Annotated in this window: 13 protein-coding genes and 1 other RNA gene; 6 read left to right on the top strand and 8 right to left on the bottom strand. The window is 40.3% G+C overall.

Annotated features, from left to right (window positions below; translation table 11 throughout):
* Positions 1-19 precede the first annotated feature (19 nt).
* From LA313_RS11845 to ssrA, 4 genes are all read right to left on the bottom strand, one after another.
* Positions 20-244, bottom strand: a complete 225-nt coding sequence (locus tag LA313_RS11845) for a hypothetical protein (protein WP_228915205.1) — start codon at positions 242-244, stop codon at positions 20-22.
* 3 nt (positions 245-247) lie between these two features.
* Positions 248-748, bottom strand: a complete 501-nt coding sequence (locus LA313_RS11840) for a hypothetical protein (RefSeq protein WP_228915203.1) — start codon at positions 746-748, stop codon at positions 248-250.
* On the bottom strand, positions 748-957 hold the full coding sequence (locus LA313_RS11835; protein WP_228915201.1) for a hypothetical protein: 210 nt from the start codon (positions 955-957) through the stop codon (positions 748-750). The genes LA313_RS11840 and LA313_RS11835 overlap by 1 nt, the downstream gene beginning before the upstream one ends.
* Before the next feature lie 288 nt (positions 958-1,245).
* Positions 1,246-1,645, bottom strand: a transfer-messenger RNA (tmRNA) gene (gene ssrA, locus LA313_RS11830).
* A gap of 240 nt (positions 1,646-1,885) precedes the next feature.
* Here ssrA and LA313_RS11825 point away from each other — a divergent pair.
* Both LA313_RS11825 and LA313_RS11820 read left to right on the top strand, forming a co-directional pair.
* The gene (locus LA313_RS11825; RefSeq protein WP_228915199.1) at positions 1,886-3,103 is read left to right on the top strand and encodes an NAD(P)-dependent oxidoreductase; all 1,218 of its coding nucleotides are present in this window, start codon (positions 1,886-1,888) and stop codon (positions 3,101-3,103) included.
* Positions 3,100-3,930: an endonuclease/exonuclease/phosphatase family protein gene (locus tag LA313_RS11820; protein ID WP_228915197.1), complete on the top strand. Its 831-nt coding sequence runs from the start codon at positions 3,100-3,102 to the stop codon at positions 3,928-3,930. Before LA313_RS11825 ends, LA313_RS11820 begins: the two co-directional genes overlap by 4 nt.
* Positions 3,931-3,992: 62 nt before the next feature.
* Here the strand turns inward: LA313_RS11820 and LA313_RS11815 are convergent, their stop codons facing one another.
* Positions 3,993-5,420, bottom strand: coding sequence for a mechanosensitive ion channel (locus LA313_RS11815; RefSeq protein ID WP_228915194.1), 1,428 nt, complete (start codon positions 5,418-5,420; stop codon positions 3,993-3,995).
* Positions 5,421-5,728: 308 nt separating this feature from the next.
* On the opposite strand from LA313_RS11815, the gene LA313_RS11810 reads away from it, so the two are divergent.
* Positions 5,729-8,287 (top strand): adenosylcobalamin-dependent ribonucleoside-diphosphate reductase, encoded by a 2,559-nt coding sequence (locus LA313_RS11810; protein ID WP_228915193.1) that lies wholly within the window; start codon positions 5,729-5,731, stop codon positions 8,285-8,287.
* A gap of 192 nt (positions 8,288-8,479) precedes the next feature.
* On the opposite strand, the gene kdsA is transcribed toward LA313_RS11810, so the two are convergent.
* Together kdsA and LA313_RS11800 are read right to left on the bottom strand one after the other, a co-directional pair.
* On the bottom strand, positions 8,480-9,298 hold the full coding sequence (gene kdsA, locus LA313_RS11805; protein ID WP_228915190.1) for a 3-deoxy-8-phosphooctulonate synthase: 819 nt from the start codon (positions 9,296-9,298) through the stop codon (positions 8,480-8,482).
* 60 nt (positions 9,299-9,358) lie between these two features.
* On the bottom strand, positions 9,359-9,946 hold the full coding sequence (locus tag LA313_RS11800; RefSeq protein ID WP_228915188.1) for a nuclear transport factor 2-like protein: 588 nt from the start codon (positions 9,944-9,946) through the stop codon (positions 9,359-9,361).
* Positions 9,947-10,251: 305 nt separating this feature from the next.
* Here LA313_RS11800 and typA point away from each other — a divergent pair, with 305 nt between their 5' ends.
* Together typA and LA313_RS11790 are read left to right on the top strand one after the other, a co-directional pair.
* On the top strand, positions 10,252-12,051 hold the full coding sequence (gene typA, locus LA313_RS11795) for a translational GTPase TypA (protein ID WP_228915186.1): 1,800 nt from the start codon (positions 10,252-10,254) through the stop codon (positions 12,049-12,051).
* Between the two features lie 136 nt (positions 12,052-12,187).
* The gene (locus LA313_RS11790; RefSeq protein ID WP_228915184.1) at positions 12,188-12,424 is read left to right on the top strand and encodes a uroporphyrinogen decarboxylase; all 237 of its coding nucleotides are present in this window, start codon (positions 12,188-12,190) and stop codon (positions 12,422-12,424) included.
* 137 nt (positions 12,425-12,561) lie between these two features.
* On the opposite strand, the gene LA313_RS11785 is transcribed toward LA313_RS11790, so the two are convergent.
* Complete coding sequence (locus LA313_RS11785; RefSeq protein ID WP_228915182.1) at positions 12,562-13,245, bottom strand: cell division ATP-binding protein FtsE; 684 nt, start codon at positions 13,243-13,245, stop codon at positions 12,562-12,564.
* A 199-nt stretch (positions 13,246-13,444) separates the two neighbouring features.
* Between LA313_RS11785 and LA313_RS11780 the strand changes: the two genes are divergently transcribed.
* Complete coding sequence (locus LA313_RS11780; protein ID WP_228915180.1) at positions 13,445-16,465, top strand: tetratricopeptide repeat protein; 3,021 nt, start codon at positions 13,445-13,447, stop codon at positions 16,463-16,465.
* Positions 16,466-16,479: the final 14 nt, after the last annotated feature.

Here is a 16,479-nt window from a genome sequence, read left to right as displayed (position 1 = left end):
CGTTAAACCAATCAACCTTCTAACTTAATTTAGAAGAAGTTTTTCCATTTTTTATTGTCGTTGTTACGGTATCAAAAATTTCATTTTTGCCATCAACAATGTTCTGCAGAGTTTCCCGGGTTTGTTTATAAAGTTCTTTCTCTTCTTCTGTTCTTTCCCTTACTTGAACCCATTGTTCATAAGGCATATATTTATCTAACATTTTTTGAGCTTTAGCTTGCATTCTTTCTTTTTTAGATGCCATAATTTAGTTTTTATTTTCTTTTCTCCATTTTGCATATGCTCGCATGATTCCCTCAAATCTTGGGTTGTCAGAATCGAAATATTTTTTATATGCATTACCCTCTACGCAATTTATCAATTCCCTTTCGTATTGAGATTTGAACCTTTTTCTGTCTATTTTATTATCAAAATATAACATACAAGCCGTGTCGTACTGATTAAGAAGATCCTCTATATAGGAGTAAAGAATTTTGTCAAATCCAGTATTGTCAAATTCTCTATTTGCGACCTTTAGAGCTTTATATTCAAATTGAAAATTATTTAGCTTAAATCTGGCCTCACTTATCATAGATCGAATTGCTAATTCTGTTGATCCTTCGGAAAGCCTTAACGCCTTTTCTGCTTTTTTGTTCGATTTCCTGGTATCTCTAATATTTCCGTATCGATCCCAAACGCTTACAATTATAGCAAGCCCCGAGAATAGTAAAGCTAAAACCTCAGTAGTAAAAAATGAGAAATCTATCACTACTTGTCTGGACTGAATTCATTGATAATGTCATCAACTGCATCATTAAAATCCGAATTATCACTTTTTCGCTTTTCCTCCCTGAGTCGATTTAGGATTATTGTCCTTTCTTGAGGTGGGAGCTGGCGAATTTCCCTTTTTAGGGAAATAGCTTCAATCTTTTTATGATTGGCTCCTTTTAGCCTGGAAATAAGATTTTCTGTATTCATAAAAAATATAGGTATTGTTATTAGTAAGAATAAAATTACAAGGTGCTAACGGAATTAATACCGATATTCAGGAAAAGTGTTAACAAAGTTTTCAACACAACTGGTTAATTATCAGGAAAAAGGTTTTTTCGCCACAATAAGATTGGCCTGTTGTACTACCTTCAGTATTAAGAGTAAGAATTAAATTTGGGCGACCCCCTTCTGTAGGAAAAAACGCTTCTAAAGTTGTCACCTATATTGTCACCTTAAAACAAAAAACCCAGTAAACACAAGGCTTACCGGGTTATAAAGTGGAGTCGGAGGGGTTCGAACCCTCGTCCAAACAAGCAATTCAGAAGCTTTCTACACGTTTAGTCTTCGTTTAGTTTTCGATGCAAAGCCGGCCGAAAACCACCAACTTTACACTTATCCTCAATTAGATTTCGAAACTACATCAAGGTCCTGCAGTTTCTATATTTACTTTATCGGTGCCTCTTATGTGAATGCCGTAAATCAAGGCCTCCACGAGACATCTTGGCTCCCTACCTTGTAGGGACTAGAGCAATCCTACTATAATTCAGATTATGCTGCCAAGGCGTAGTTATTCTCGCCGTTTAAAAAGTGTGAAAAATGAGATTTACGAGCTATTTCCCAGCGCTCGACGTGCTTACAACTCAATTAGACTCGCTGTCAAAACCAAGTCGACCCCAATATGTAAAGAACTTCTGCAATAAATAATGCACTTTTCATGCCAAACAATAGATATACCGCTTTAACATGAGAGAAACAAAAGTAGGAATTATTACTGAATAAAAGGCAAGTCCTGTCTCTTGTTTCTTGCAACCAGCCTGACCAACCGGGGAGGCGAAGCCGTTTTAAGTCTTTTTTTCGCCCTTTATAATTCCTATCTTTGAGAAATTCCAAACAATTTTTAAAGCTATACAAGAATATGATAAAATTTGCCCTCATTAAAGAGCGAAAAACTCCTCCAGATCGTCGTGTAGTATTTTCCCCAGATGAACTTTTAGAAGCTGTAAAGCAATTCCCTGAAGCCGAGTTCAAAGTGGAAAGTTCCGATGTCAGGGTTTTTCCGGATGAGGAGTATAGACGTGCCGGTTTTGAGGTCCTCGAAGATGTTTCAAATTGTGATGTTCTGCTAGGTGTTAAAGAAGTGCCAATACCCAACCTTATCCCTAACAAAAAATATTTCTTTTTCTCTCATACTATTAAAAAGCAGCCTTATAACCGGGACCTATTGAGGGAGATACTAAAAAATAATATTGAGCTTTATGATCATGAGGTGATCGTCAATAAAAAGGGCGGCCGACTTATTGGTTTCGGAAGATATGCAGGACTTGTTGGTGCATATAACGGTTTACGCGGAATAGGTCTCAAAAATGGCTTTTTTGAACTCCCTAAAGCCGAAAGTCTGCCCGACCTTAATGCCATGTTGGCAGAACTTGACAAAATTGAGATTCCGCCTTTAAAAATTGTACTCACCGGAAATGGAAAAGTCGCTCATGGTGCCCGGGAAATTCTGGATCACCTGAAGGTGAAAAAAGTGGGAGTAAACACCTTTTTAAATGACACTTTTGACACCCCGGTTTATTGCCAGATTGATGTCCTGGATTACAACAAACGCAGGGACGGAGAAAAAGGCAGTAATCAGGATTTTTATAAACATCCCGAAAAATATGAGTCTAACTTTCTTCGCTTCACCCATGCAGCCGACTTTTTTATAGCGGGACATTTTTATGGGGAAGGAGCCCCGGTTTTCTTTACCGCGGAAGATGCGAAATCTACAAATTTCAGCATTAAATATATAGCCGATATTTCCTGTGATATTGCAGGACCAATAGCGAGTACTTTAAGACCGTCCACGATTGCCGAACCTTTTTATGGATACGATCCACAGGAAGAACGGGAGGTGGATTTTCGGGAGAAAAATTCCATCCTTGTTATGGCTGTCGATAATCTTCCATGCGAATTGCCCAAAGATGCCAGTGAAGGTTTTGGTGAAATGTTTTTGAAAAATGTGCTTCCAGCTTTTTTTAACGGCGACAAAAATGGAATTCTGGAGAGGGCAAGAATGACCCAAAATGGCAGACTTACTTCCAGGTTCGAATACCTTAAGGATTATGTAAAAGGTAAGGAAATAGGAATATGAAAAGAGAGATTATAAGTTTTATGGTTTTAATGTTTACAATGCTCCCGGCTAAAGCTCAGCTCACCGTGATGAGTTATAATATTAAATATGCTAACGAGGATGACGGCAGGAACAGCTGGTCTCTTAGGAAGGATCATCTCGCCGGACAACTAAAATTTTACGAGCCGAATATCTTTGGAGTTCAGGAAGCATTGCACAGTCAGCTGGAATTTCTGAAGGATGAACTTTCAGGCTACGAATATTTTGGAAAAGGTCGCGACGATGGGGATCAAAAAGGGGAATTTAGCGCCATATTTTTTAAAACCAACAAATTCGAACTCCTGAAAGACGGTACCTTCTGGCTTTCTACAACACCAGAAAAGCCGGGTAAAGGTTGGGATGCAGACTATCCTAGGGTGTGCACCTATGGATTACTCAAAGAAAAGGAAACGGGGAAGGAGTTTTGGGTTTTTAATACTCATTTTGATCACAAGGGTGAAGCCGCAAGGGCAGAAAGTGTGAAATTGATTCATCGTAGGATAAAAGAAATTAACCAGGAGGAAAGGCCAATGATCTTAATGGGAGATTTGAATCTTGAACCCGAAACTGGAGAAATAGAATTTCTCACAACCCATTATAAGGACTCAAAAAATGAAGCTGAAGTTGTTTTTGGTCCCGAAGGTACTTTTAACGGCTATGATTTTTTTTCGCCGGTAACCCGGCGCATTGATTATATTTTCACTTCAGGAGAAATTGATGTAAAGAAGTATGGAGTTCTAAGTGATTCAAAAGATTTGAAATATCCTTCAGATCATCTTCCGGTGCTTGTACAGCTTGAGTTGCCATAAAGCTTCAACTAATAACAAAAAAAAAGCCACGCATTTGCGTGGCTTTACATTTTCAACCAATCCTAGGTGGGATTGATCGGTTTATTCGGGCCCGCTCCCGCAGGACCATTTTTATCTGAATCCCTCGACGGATTATCTTTGTTTAGATTCGGTCCTCCTGTGTTCCCCGATCGTGGAGGATTTGGATCTGCCGGTTTATTTCCTGTACCTCCAGGTGTGTTAGGAGTACTCGCATTTCCGGCTCCGGTACCTTTAGGCGGAAAATTTCTTCCGGTATTGCGAACATCGGGGTTTTCTTTGTTTGGATCTTTGGCATCAGCAGCTTCTGTTCTAAACTTCTGAATGATATCCTTAAAATGTTCTCCTGCTGCCTCACGGCCTCCAAGACCATAACTTAAAGCTACTGCTACTGCAATGGCACCAAGTACCAATCCGAAGGCAAGCTCTACGATTTCATTGGCGATTCCCATGGTGCGTAAAGCTATCGCAATGAATAAGGCAAGCGAAGCCCATCTTACCACACCCGCGATAAAATGGTTTTTGCTAGACCGCGTCATAGTGTTGTAGATCAACAGGGAAATATAGTTACCTATGGCAAGAATTACCAGCCCGAATAAAATTTGACCTGTGACCTCCAGGATTTGATGGAGAATTTCTGTGAGTCTGGAAAGTCCAAGGATCTCGACAGCTGTAATAATTCCGAAGAAAACCAGGAAGAAATATATAAGGTTTGCCACAAGTTTTGATAAAGACTGTCCCGCTCCAATCATATTGTGGATCTGGATCTTTTCAGCAGTTTGGTCGAGTCCCATACTTTTGAACAGATCTTCAAGGAAGTTGGCCAGATATTTCCCTCCCCAAATAAAAACAACAAGGATAAGCGCTGCAATTACGATCTCTCCAATAAGCTCGGTAAAGCCATAAAGGATATCGTTCGCAGGTTCTGAGATGGCATCCAGTTGAAGTGTGTTAAAGGCTTGAATAAGGAATGGAATGAAAATCACTATGAAAACGATCTTACGTATAATGTTCACGAGCTTATCTGTATCCTTAAATCCTGTTTTATCTACCCACCGGTCCAGCAATCCTCCACCAATGTTTATAAGATTGGAGACGAATTTTGCAAGCACATAACCAATAAAACCTATGAGCAGTGCTCCAATAAGGTTTGGAATGAACATGAGGAACTCATTGAGCATATTTTCAAGAGGTGTGAGCACTTCACTAATTCCAAGAACCTCCAGGGCGATCAACAGGACGATGATCATAATAAGGTAATAAAAGATATTACCTACAAAGACATTGGTGTCCTCAATATTATCCCTCCCAAAAAGGCGTTCATCCCAGGTGGTCTTCCGAAGGAGTTTTACTACTAATGTTTTGATCCCTTTAGCAATGAGCCAGCCTATTAAGATGACAAGTAAGGCTCCCAGCAAATCGGGTAAGAAATTGGCAATTCTATCACCAATGTTTTCCAGTTGCGTTTCCATAATTTATTGGTTTTTTAAGAAAGTTAGTATTGGAAGTTAGAATAAAAAGGACTTATGCCACAGTCACTTAACAAGAGTTTAGAAAAATATTTGGGATGTTGTTAATATTTATTTGGTCCGAAAAGTGTAGAAGAAAATTCTGGAAATTAAGGAGTAGCAAGGGCTGAAAGCAAATGCCGTTTTTCAGAAAAAAAGTTGAATTTTTTTTCAACAGTGTTTAGTTAATAAGAAAGCTAAACCTCCTAATTGAAAACTCAAGAATTAAAATAACTTTATCCCTCTTTCAAGTTAAAACAAAAACAAATGCCATGGTTGAAGAATTATTTAGCACCCAGACTTATACGTACGATGAAGTACTGCAAGCATGTTTAAAATATTTTAAAAATGACGAGCTCGCAGCCACTACCTGGATAAATAAGTATGCAGTAAAAGACAGAAACGGAAAGTTTCTTGAACTAACTCCCGAAGATATGCACCGGCGAATGGCAAAAGAATTTGCCAGGATGGAGGCGAAATATTCCGATCGTGCAGCGGGAAAAGAAAACCTGTCTGAATACGGTAAGTCAAGAGAATTTTTAAGTGAAGAGAGAATATTTCAACTCTTTAAAGATTTTAAATACAGCATTCCCCAGGGTAGTGTCATGGCAGCCCTTGGTAATGATCAAATGATAGCATCCCTTTCTAATTGTGTGGTTGTGCCGCCGGTTTATGATTCTTACGGTGGAATCCTTCATACAGATCAACAACTGGTACAATTGTTTAAAAGGAGATGTGGGGTAGGAGTTGATCTTTCGGGTCTTCGTCCTAAAAATGCACTGGTATCAAATTCTGCGGGAACAACAACAGGAGCTGTTTCTTTCATGGAAAGGTTTTCAAACACCACCAGGGAAGTTGCCCAAAACGGCCGAAGGGGAGCATTAATGCTGACAATAGATATTTCTCATCCCGATGTTGAGGATTTTATTACCATAAAACAGGACCTTAAAAAGGTAACTGGTGCGAACATCTCTTTGCGTCTAACAGATGAGTTCATGCAAGCCGTTACCGAGGATGCCGATTTTACCTTACGCTGGCCAATCGACAGTCCAAATCCTAAGTACACGAAAGTTGTTCGTGCCAAAGAATTATGGGATACCATTATTCAATGTGCACACAATACAGCAGAGCCCGGTCTAATTTTCTGGGATAAACAACATACTTATTCAACATCATCTTTTTACCCCGGCTTTAAGAACAGTTCCACCAACCCTTGTTCTGAAATTGCAATGCAGGGAGGGGATTCATGCCGTTTAATTGCAGTAAATCTTTATAATTTCGTTGATAATCCATTTACAGAAAATGCCTCTTTCAACCACGACAAATTCTATAAAGTAATTTATGAAACTCAGCGGTTGATGGATGACCTTGTAGATCTTGAACTTGAAGCTGTAGAAAAGATCCTTGCGAAGATAGATAAGGATGAGGAGCCCGATTTCATTAAGAAAAATGAGATCGACACCTGGAAATTACTTGCAGAAAATGGTAAAACAGGAAGACGTACCGGCCTTGGCTTTACTGCCCTTGCCGATGCTGTTGCTGCCCTTGGCGTGAAATTCGATACAGACGAGGCTCTTGAAGTGGTTGATAAGATCATGCAGACCAAACTTAAAGGAGAATTCGACAGTAGTATTGATATGGCCATCACCAGGGAACCATTTAAGGTTTTCGATCCTGCTATCGAAGAGCAGTCAGACTTTGTTCAAATGATGAAGAGAGAGTTCCCCGATCTTTACAGTCGCATGATGCAGCATGGAAGAAGGAATATCTCTATTAGTACTGTTGCTCCAACAGGAAGTTTAAGTATGCTTGCCCAAACCTCTTCGGGAATTGAGCCGGTATTTATGTTGTCTTATAAAAGAAGAAGAAAAGTAAACGCTTCCGGAGCAAATGCCAAAGTGGCCTTTGTTGATGATACAGGAGATGCTTTTGAAGAATTTACTGTGTATCATCCTAAGGTGAAGACATGGATGGCAGCTTCTGGGAAAGATGCTATTGAGCAAAGTCCTTATGCAGGAGCAACTGCTTCAGAAATTAATTGGCAAAAGCGTGTAGAGATGCAGGCGCTTGTACAAAAATATACCACGCACTCTATTAGTTCTACTATTAACCTGGCGACAGATGTGAGCCAGGAGAAGGTAAGCGATATATACATTGAATCGTGGAAACAAGGTCTAAAAGGTATTACTGTTTATCGCGATGGTTCGCGTAGCGGAATTCTTGTCTCTTCAGATGATAAGAAGGACAAGAGTGCAGAAGCAGCTCAAAATGTATTTGCAGAAACTTATGCGCCAAAACGTCCGAAGAAACTGGAGTCAAAAATTATCCGATTCAACAACGAAAAGGAGAAATGGCTTGCGGTAGTAGGTATTCTCAATGACCGTCCTTACGAGATCTTCACCGGAAAAATGGAAGATGTATTTAACCTTCCAACCTGGGTAGAGAAAGGATATGTGATCAAAAATCGTGATGAGGATGGTAAGTCCAGATATGATTTCCAGTTCTGTGATAAGCATGGATATAAAGTGACTATTGAAGGTTTGTCAAGATCCTTTAACGAAGAATACTGGAACTACGCCAAATTGATCTCAGGAGTACTCCGCCACGGAATGCCAATTCCATACGTAGTTGATCTTATCAATAACCTGAACTTGCTTGACGAAAGTATCAATACCTGGAAAGCGGGTGTTGTACGTGCCCTTAAGCAGTTCGTGCCCGATGGTACGCCTGCCGCCGACAAAACCTGTGGCGAATGTGGTGATCCCGAAGGAATTATATTTTCTGAAGGATGCCTGGTTTGTAAGAGCTGTGGTTACTCCAAGTGTGGATAGAATTTTTTGCCCCCAATAAACAGAAAACCCCGCTTCCATAAAGAAGCGGGGTTTTTGCATTTTCTGGCCACGCCTGCGTTGGCTGTTGGAGGATTTTTAGGACCTAAAATAAATAGACCTCACAGATTTTTGAAATCTCTTAGGTCTAATATCTTATCTGTTGGCGCGGATTTGCAACCGAGTCACAAATTTTTAAAATGAATTTATTGTTTTCCTTATTGCAGTTAGGTTGCTCAGCAATTTTTCCAAATACTGAATATCGAGCATATTGGCACCGTCGCTTTTCGCATTTGCGGGATCGAAGTGGGTTTCAATAAACAATCCATCGGCTCCTGTTGCTATCCCGGCACGGGCGATGGTTTCTATCATATCTGGTCTTCCACCGGTGACTCCGCTGCTTTGGTTGGGCTGTTGCAGGGAATGGGTGACATCCAGAACTGTAGGTGCAAATTCGCGCATGGTTGGAATTCCGCGGAAGTCGACTATCATATCGTGATAACCAAACATAGTCCCACGGTCGGTCACCATTACCTGCTCATTATTGCTGTCGGTAACTTTGGTCACGGCATGTTTCATGCTTTCGGGACTCATGAATTGTCCTTTTTTGAGATTGACTACTTTTCCGGTTTCGGCGGCTGCGACCACAAGGTCTGTTTGCCGCACTAAAAATGCAGGAATTTGTAGTACATCCACATATTCTGCTGCCAGGGTGGCATCTTCTCTCTCGTGAATGTCGGTTACCGTTGGGATGTGGAAAGTTTCAGAAACCTTTCGAAGAATTTTTAAAGCCTTTTCATCTCCAATTCCCGTGAAGCTGTCAACCCTGCTTCGGTTTGCTTTTTTATACGATCCTTTAAAGATAAAAGGGATCTGTAGCTTATCGGTAATCTTTAAAATTGTTTCAGCGATTCTTAATGCCATCTCTTCGCCTTCAATGGCACAGGGGCCGGCCAGCAAAAAGAAATTGTTGGAATCTGTGTGCTTTATCTGTGGTATCTTGTTGAGTTGCATAAAATAAATTTACTGCAAAGATACCTTTTTTGAAGTTTTTAATATTGAAATCAATCATTCCTACTGTTTACCATCATAACCTTCGAGGAAATTATTCTTTTCCTCCTTAAAAGGAGGATGGATTTCATAGCCTAAAGCTCTTATGATCCTGTTATTGTCATAGTAAAAATGTATCTGGCTCACATTTTCATCACGAAATTTGATGGCGACGTGATAGGGAAAGGTTATAGTTTCACCTGTAGGATAGCTCAAGGTATTTGTTCCCCAGTGTAGGATCCAATTTCCTTCCCGAGGGCCTTGAGGAACGGCTACTGCAAGCCATACCCCGTCTTCAGAAAGAACCGGACTGGCGATCTTTCGACCCTCGGTCCAATACTCTATGGTTTGGTCCAGATTTAAGCTGTCATAACTGCCGAGATTATAAAATCGTGCATCTTTAGTTGCATTTCTTCTAAGTGCTTCCCAGTTTCCCATTTCGTAAGCCTTAACTGTTTCATGGGCCACTTCCATTAATTTATCTTCAGCGGGAAAATCCAGGCTTACCTGCCCGTCTACCTGTGCCATGGCCGGTTGTATTCCCAATGCACCTGTAAGGCAACATAGAAGTATAAATAATACATTACTGGTGAATATGTTTCTCCTTTTCATAGCCGATGTATTCAAATAATTACCGTTTAATATACTGAAATTGAATGACTTAAAGTTACGAAATTTTAAGGTCAAAAGGAATTTAAGACTTATAAAATATGATAATGCTCAGCCTCTCCAGAAGTTACCAAATAAATTTTTCAGTTCTATATCTTTCCGAAGAACCTGTAAATAGTACTTGGTTTACAAGCTGCTGTTAATCAAATTATTACCATAAATACAAATAAATATTTTATTCTCTTACGCAGTGTTTTTTATGGAAAAAATAAACGTACCTTTGCAGCCTTTAAAAATCAGGCGTTTATATGACAGCTATTAAGAATATCGCGATTATCGCACACGTTGACCACGGAAAAACTACTCTGGTAGATAAAATAATGTACCATTGTCAGCTATTCAGGGAAAACGAAAACACCGGGGATCTTATCCTTGACAACAATGATCTTGAAAGGGAGCGTGGAATTACCATTACCTCTAAGAATGTTTCCGTAGTTTATAAAGGAACAAAGATCAACATCATCGATACCCCAGGTCACGCCGACTTTGGGGGAGAAGTTGAAAGGGTGTTGAACATGGCCGATGGTGTTCTGCTTTTGGTAGATGCCTTTGAAGGTCCAATGCCGCAAACGCGTTTTGTACTTCAAAAAGCTATTGACCTTGGATTGAAACCTTGTGTGGTAATCAATAAAGTTGATAAAGAGAACTGTACTCCCGAGGAAGTGCATGAGAAAGTTTTCGACTTGATGTTTGAATTAGGTGCAGAAGAATGGCAGCTTGATTTTCCTTCAGTCTATGGTTCAGCCAAGAATAACTGGATGAGTGACGACTGGAGAAATGAGACTAAAAACATTGAGCCTTTGCTTGACATGGTTATTGAGCATATTCCTTCACCAAAAACTGAAGAAGGATCTCCACAAATGTTGATCACCTCTCTTGACTTTTCTTCTTTTACAGGAAGGATCGCAATTGGTCGTCTGCAACGCGGTACCTTGAAAGAAGGGATGCAGGTTGCGCTTGTGAAGAGAGATGGCAGCATCAAGAAAACTAAAATTAAAGAATTACATACTTTTGAAGGCCTTGGCCGTAGAAAGATAGAAGAAGTAACTGCAGGAGATATTTGTGCTATTGTGGGGCTTGAAGGTTTTGAAATTGGAGACACAGTTGCCGATATTGAAAATCCTGAAGGACTTAAAACAATCGCTATTGATGAGCCAACAATGAGCATGTTGTTCACCATCAACGATTCGCCTTTCTTTGGAAAAGACGGAAAATTCGTTACCTCGAGACACATCAAGGAACGCCTGATGAAGGAGCTTGAGAAAAACCTTGCCCTTAGAGTTGAGGAGACCGACAGTGCCGATAAATTTATGGTGTTTGGTCGTGGTGTACTTCATTTATCTGTATTAATTGAAACCATGCGTCGTGAAGGCTATGAGCTTCAAATTGGTCAGCCACAGGTGATCATCAAGGAGATCGACGGAGTGAAATGTGAGCCTATTGAGGAATTAACCATTGACCTTCCTGAAGATGTTTCAGGAAAAGCAGTGGAGATGGTGACTATGAGAAAAGGTGAAATGTTGAGCATGGAAGGAAAAGGAGACAGGATGACCATCCAGTTCCAGATCCCTTCACGCGGTATCATTGGATTGCGTAATCAACTGCTTACTGCTACTGCGGGAGAAGCTATTATGGCACACCGTTACAAGGAATATCAGCCGCTTAAAGGAGGAATTCCAGAGCGTCAAAATGGTTCTTTGGTATCCATGGAAAAAGGAAAAGCTATTCCTTATTCTATAGATAAACTTCAGGATCGTGGAAAGTTCTTTGTTGATCCGGGAGAGGATATTTATGAAGGTCAGGTAATTGGAGAGAACTCCCGCCAGGATGATATGGTGGTGAATATCACAAAAACCAAAAAGCTTTCCAACGTACGTTCTTCGGGGGCAGATGATAAGGCGAAGATAGTTCCGGCTATAAAGTTCTCTCTTGAAGAGGCACTGGAATATATTCAAAAGGATGAATATGTTGAGGTTACCCCAAAGCATATTCGTCTTAGAAAGATCTATCTCACAGAAAACGACAGAAAGAGAAATAAGACGCTATAATATAAGATTGATTTTTAATAAAAAAGGGCTGCTAAAAATTCCATTTTAGTAGCCCTTTTTTATTGGTGCTACTCATTTCCCAGGATTTAAAAATGATTTCTTACTTTTAATTCCTGTTCATAAATTCAGAAAAAATATGGAAATACTTGGGATTTCTTACGTGGAATGGATTGGGTACCTGGCATCTTTCTTTTTACTGTTGTCTTTTCTAATGAGAAACATCACCACCTTAAGATACATTAACAGTCTTGGTTGTTTATTCTTCGTCGCCTACGGAATTCTGCTGGAATCATATCCAATTATTGTCACCAATGCAGCTATCGTTATCATTAACATCTATTACCTCTTTATCAACAGGAAGAATGAAAATTAGAGATTAGAATTACGAATACAGATTGAAAAGAAAAACCACTCCAAAAATGTCATTTTTGAGTGGTTTTTTTATTCTTCAAACCAACCATTTTCAAAGTTTCAAACTTTGGAAATGGTTATCTCTCCTCTATTTTCAATTTAAACCGTTTTTTGTACCACCTCAAATACCTTTTGTCCGTCACATTTCAGGGTTTTGGAGGGATACTTCAAGAGTAAGGCGTAATCATGGGTAGCCATAAGAATGGTTTTTCCGTTTTTGCTGATTTGCTGCAGGACTTCCATTACTTCAACCGAAGTTTGTGGGTCAAGGTTTCCGGTAGGTTCATCGGCTAAAATGAGTTCGGGATCATTAAGAAGGGCCCGGGCGATAGCTATACGTTGTTGTTCTCCTCCCGAAAGTTGGTAGGGATTTTTAAAACCCTTGGTGCCCATTCCTACTTTTTTAAGAACTTCCTCGATTTTTGCATCCATAGATGCTCTGTCTTTCCAGCCCGTAGCTTTTAGTACAAACAGCAGGTTCTCATTGACATTACGATCGTTGAGCAGCTTAAAATCCTGAAACACGACTCCCAGTTTGCGGCGCAGGAAGGGGATATCTTTTTCCTTTAGGGTGCGCAAATCGTAATCCACTATCTGTCCTTCCCCTTCGGTTAGAGGAAGATCTCCATAAAGGGTTTTCATGAAACTACTTTTTCCTGTTCCGGTTTTCCCGATGAGGTAAACGAATTCCCCTTTTTCGATCTCTATATTGACTTCAGAAAGGATAAGCGTCTCCCGTTGATAAATGGCAGCGTCTTTTAGGTACAGAACATTATTGGACATGAAAAATCACATTTTTGAGAGGTAAAAGTAAGAAAGAGAACGTAAATATATGAGCTTGTGTTGCTTTTCTTCTGCTGAAATTTTTCGAAGGAAATTTTAGGTTTCATTTAACGGAAAGACATAATTTATCTTACAACATAGGCGTTATTACCTTAGAGTTTCTTATATCTTTGAATCATCAACAAAATAAAATTTACGAATGAAACATTGCAAAATCTGCCTTTTTGTTGTTCTTGTTTTTTCTTCGGTTTTAGGTTTTTCACAACAATCTGCTATTCAGACTAATGAACTGGCCGATTATAACCGCGCCCTGGAGTTATACAACAATCAGCAATATCTTGCCGCACAAACCTTATTTGATGAAGTACAGGATGAAGTGGATGATGAAAGGATCAAGGCCAATGCCGCCTATTATATAGCCAATGCTGCTATTCGCTTAAATCAACCGGGAGCCGATGCGCTCATGGAGGATTTTGTAGAGCGTTACCCTACCAGCACCAAAACCAATGCAGCCTATCTCGATGTGGCCGACTATTATTTTGAAACAGGAAAGTATTCTCTTGCCCGCAAGTGGTATGACACGGTTGATCAAAGGAACTTAAGCAAAGCTGAAAAGGAACGTTTTAACTTCAATAATGGTTACGCTTACTTTAAGGCAAATCAACCTGAAGAAGCTAAAGAATATTTGAGCAAAGTAAAAGACTCCAAGAAATATGGTTCCCAGGCAAAATACTACCTGGGCTTTATGGCTTATGAAGGGGATGATTATGAGCAGGCAAATGCCCTTTTTGAAGAGGTAGAGGGCACAGAGCGTTACGAGGAAGATCTTTCTTACTTCCAGGCCGATATGAATTTTAAGCAGGGGAATTTTGAAAAAGCTATTCAACTTGGACTGGAGCAATTACCCCGGGCCGATCGCCGCGACAGGTCCGAGCTAAATAAAATTATTGGGGAGAGCTATTTTAACCTTGGACAGTATGAAAAAGCTATTCCTTATTTAAAAGAATACCAGGGGGAAAGAGGGAAGTGGAACAACACAGATTATTATCAGTTAGGTTACGCCTATTTTCAGCAGGGAAATTATGAGGCCGCCATTTCCGAATTCAACAAGATCATTGATGGGAAAAATGCTGTTGCCCAAAATGCATATTATCACCTGGCTCAGTCTTACTTAAAAGATGATAAAAAGCAACAGGCACTCAATGCATTTAAGAATGCCAGTGAGATGGATTTCAATCCCGAGATCAAGGCAGATGCTGCACTTAATTACGCCAAATTGAGCTATGAGATTGGGAACAGTTATGCCAGTACGCCACAGGTTTTGATGAACTACCTGGAAGCTTACCCAAATTCTCCTGCCAAAGAGGAAATTAATGAGTTGCTCATCAACTCCTTTATTACTTCGAAGAACTATGAGGAAGCAATGCGTCTTCTCAAAGGAAACCGAAATTTTCAAAATAATGTAGTTTACCAGCAAGTGGCATTTTACCGCGGACTGGAACTTTTTGAAGAAGGAAAATATCGTGAAGCAAAGGAATATTTTGATCTGGCCCTTACGGAAAGACGCGATCCACGATTTACGGCCCTGGCAACCTTCTGGAAAGCTGAGACAGATTTTAACCTGCGCAATTTTGATGAGGCCCTGGTTGGCTACCGGGAATTTGCCGGTATGAGTGGTGCAAAGGGAGCTTCAGAAAAGGAAAACCTTGATTATAATATTGGTTACGCGTATTTTAAACAGCGCGATTACGCAAGATCGATAGAGTTCTTTAAGCGCTTCGCTAATGATGCTGCTAAAGATCGGGGCAGGAGAAACGATGCCTTTGTGCGTTTGGGGGACAGCCATTTTGTGAACAGTAGCTATTGGCCTGCCATGGATGCTTACAATGCAGCAATTGCTCTTAATGGATCCGAAAATGATTATGCAGCTTTTCAGAAAGCAATAAGCTATGGTTTTGTGCAGCGCAATGAGACAAAAATTCAGGAGTTAACCGAGTTTCTTAGAAAATATCCCCGCTCTTCCTATCGGGATGATGCAGCGTATGAACTTGGGAATACTTATGTAGCGATGAACAATACGAGCCAGGGGATGGAAGCCTACAACAGGCTTATTAGAGATGTTCCCGGAAGTGCTTTTGTGCCGCAGGCTTTACTGAAGCAGGGATTGATCTATTATAATAATGACCAGTCGAACCAGGCGCTTGACAAGCTTAAAAAGGTAGTAGCCGATTTTCCTAATTCGGCTGAAGCTATCCAGGCTGTAAGTACCGCAAGGCTTATCTATGTCGATCTGGGCAGGACAGATGAGTATGCAAACTGGGTGAAAGACCTGGATTTTGTAGAAGTGACCGATGTGGATCTTGATAACACCACGTTTGAATCTGCCGAAAAACAGTATCAGAACAACAATACTTCAGCGGCCATTACTGCGCTGGACAAATATCTTGTAAAATTCCCTAACGGAATACATTCGGTACAGGCTCATTTTTACCTGGGGCAATTATATTTCCGTGAAGGAAACAGGGAGAAAAGCATTCCGCATTACAAATATGTGATTGGAAGATCGGCATCAGAATATCTCGAGCAATCTCTTGCGAGACTTTCCGAAGTTTACCTGGAAAACAGCAATTATTCCGAAGCTATTCCGCTGTTAAAGCGTCTTGAATCTCAAGCATCTTTTGCTCAAAATACCATTTTTGCACAGTCTAACCTCATGAAGTCTTACCTGGAAACTGGAAAATATGATGAGGCTGTAAGTTATGCCGAAAAGGTGCTGGCAAATCCAAATGCCGAAACCAGTGCTAAAAACGATGCGCAGGTGATCATTGCCCGTGCCGCTATGAGAACGGGAAATGAAGAGCGCGCAAAAAGAGCTTATGCCGAAGTGCAGAAATCGGCCACCGGAGAACTGGCAGCCGAGGCATTGTACTATGATGCTTATTTCAAGAATAAAGCCGGAAACTTCCAGGCTTCAAATGATGCTGTACAGCGTTTAGCCAAAGATTATTCTGGTTACAAATTATTTGGTGCAAAAGGGCTTGTGTTGATGGCGAAGAATTTCTATGCCTTAGGTGATGCTTACCAGGCCACTTATATTCTGGATAACGTGATCAAGAATTTCACCCAGTTCCCCGAAGTTGTAAATGAAGCCAAACAGGAACTAGCCAGGATAAAAGCACAGGAAGCCAGGACCAATGCTTCTGTAGAAACCAACAATTAAAATACATAAAAGCC

Origin of the sequence: Salinimicrobium sediminilitoris, assembly GCF_020866905.1 — a bacterium.
GTDB classification, from domain to species: Bacteria; Bacteroidota; Bacteroidia; order Flavobacteriales; family Flavobacteriaceae; genus Salinimicrobium; species Salinimicrobium sediminilitoris.
Note: the sequence above shows the minus strand (reverse complement) of the source record. Positions and strands in the feature narration are given on the sequence as shown.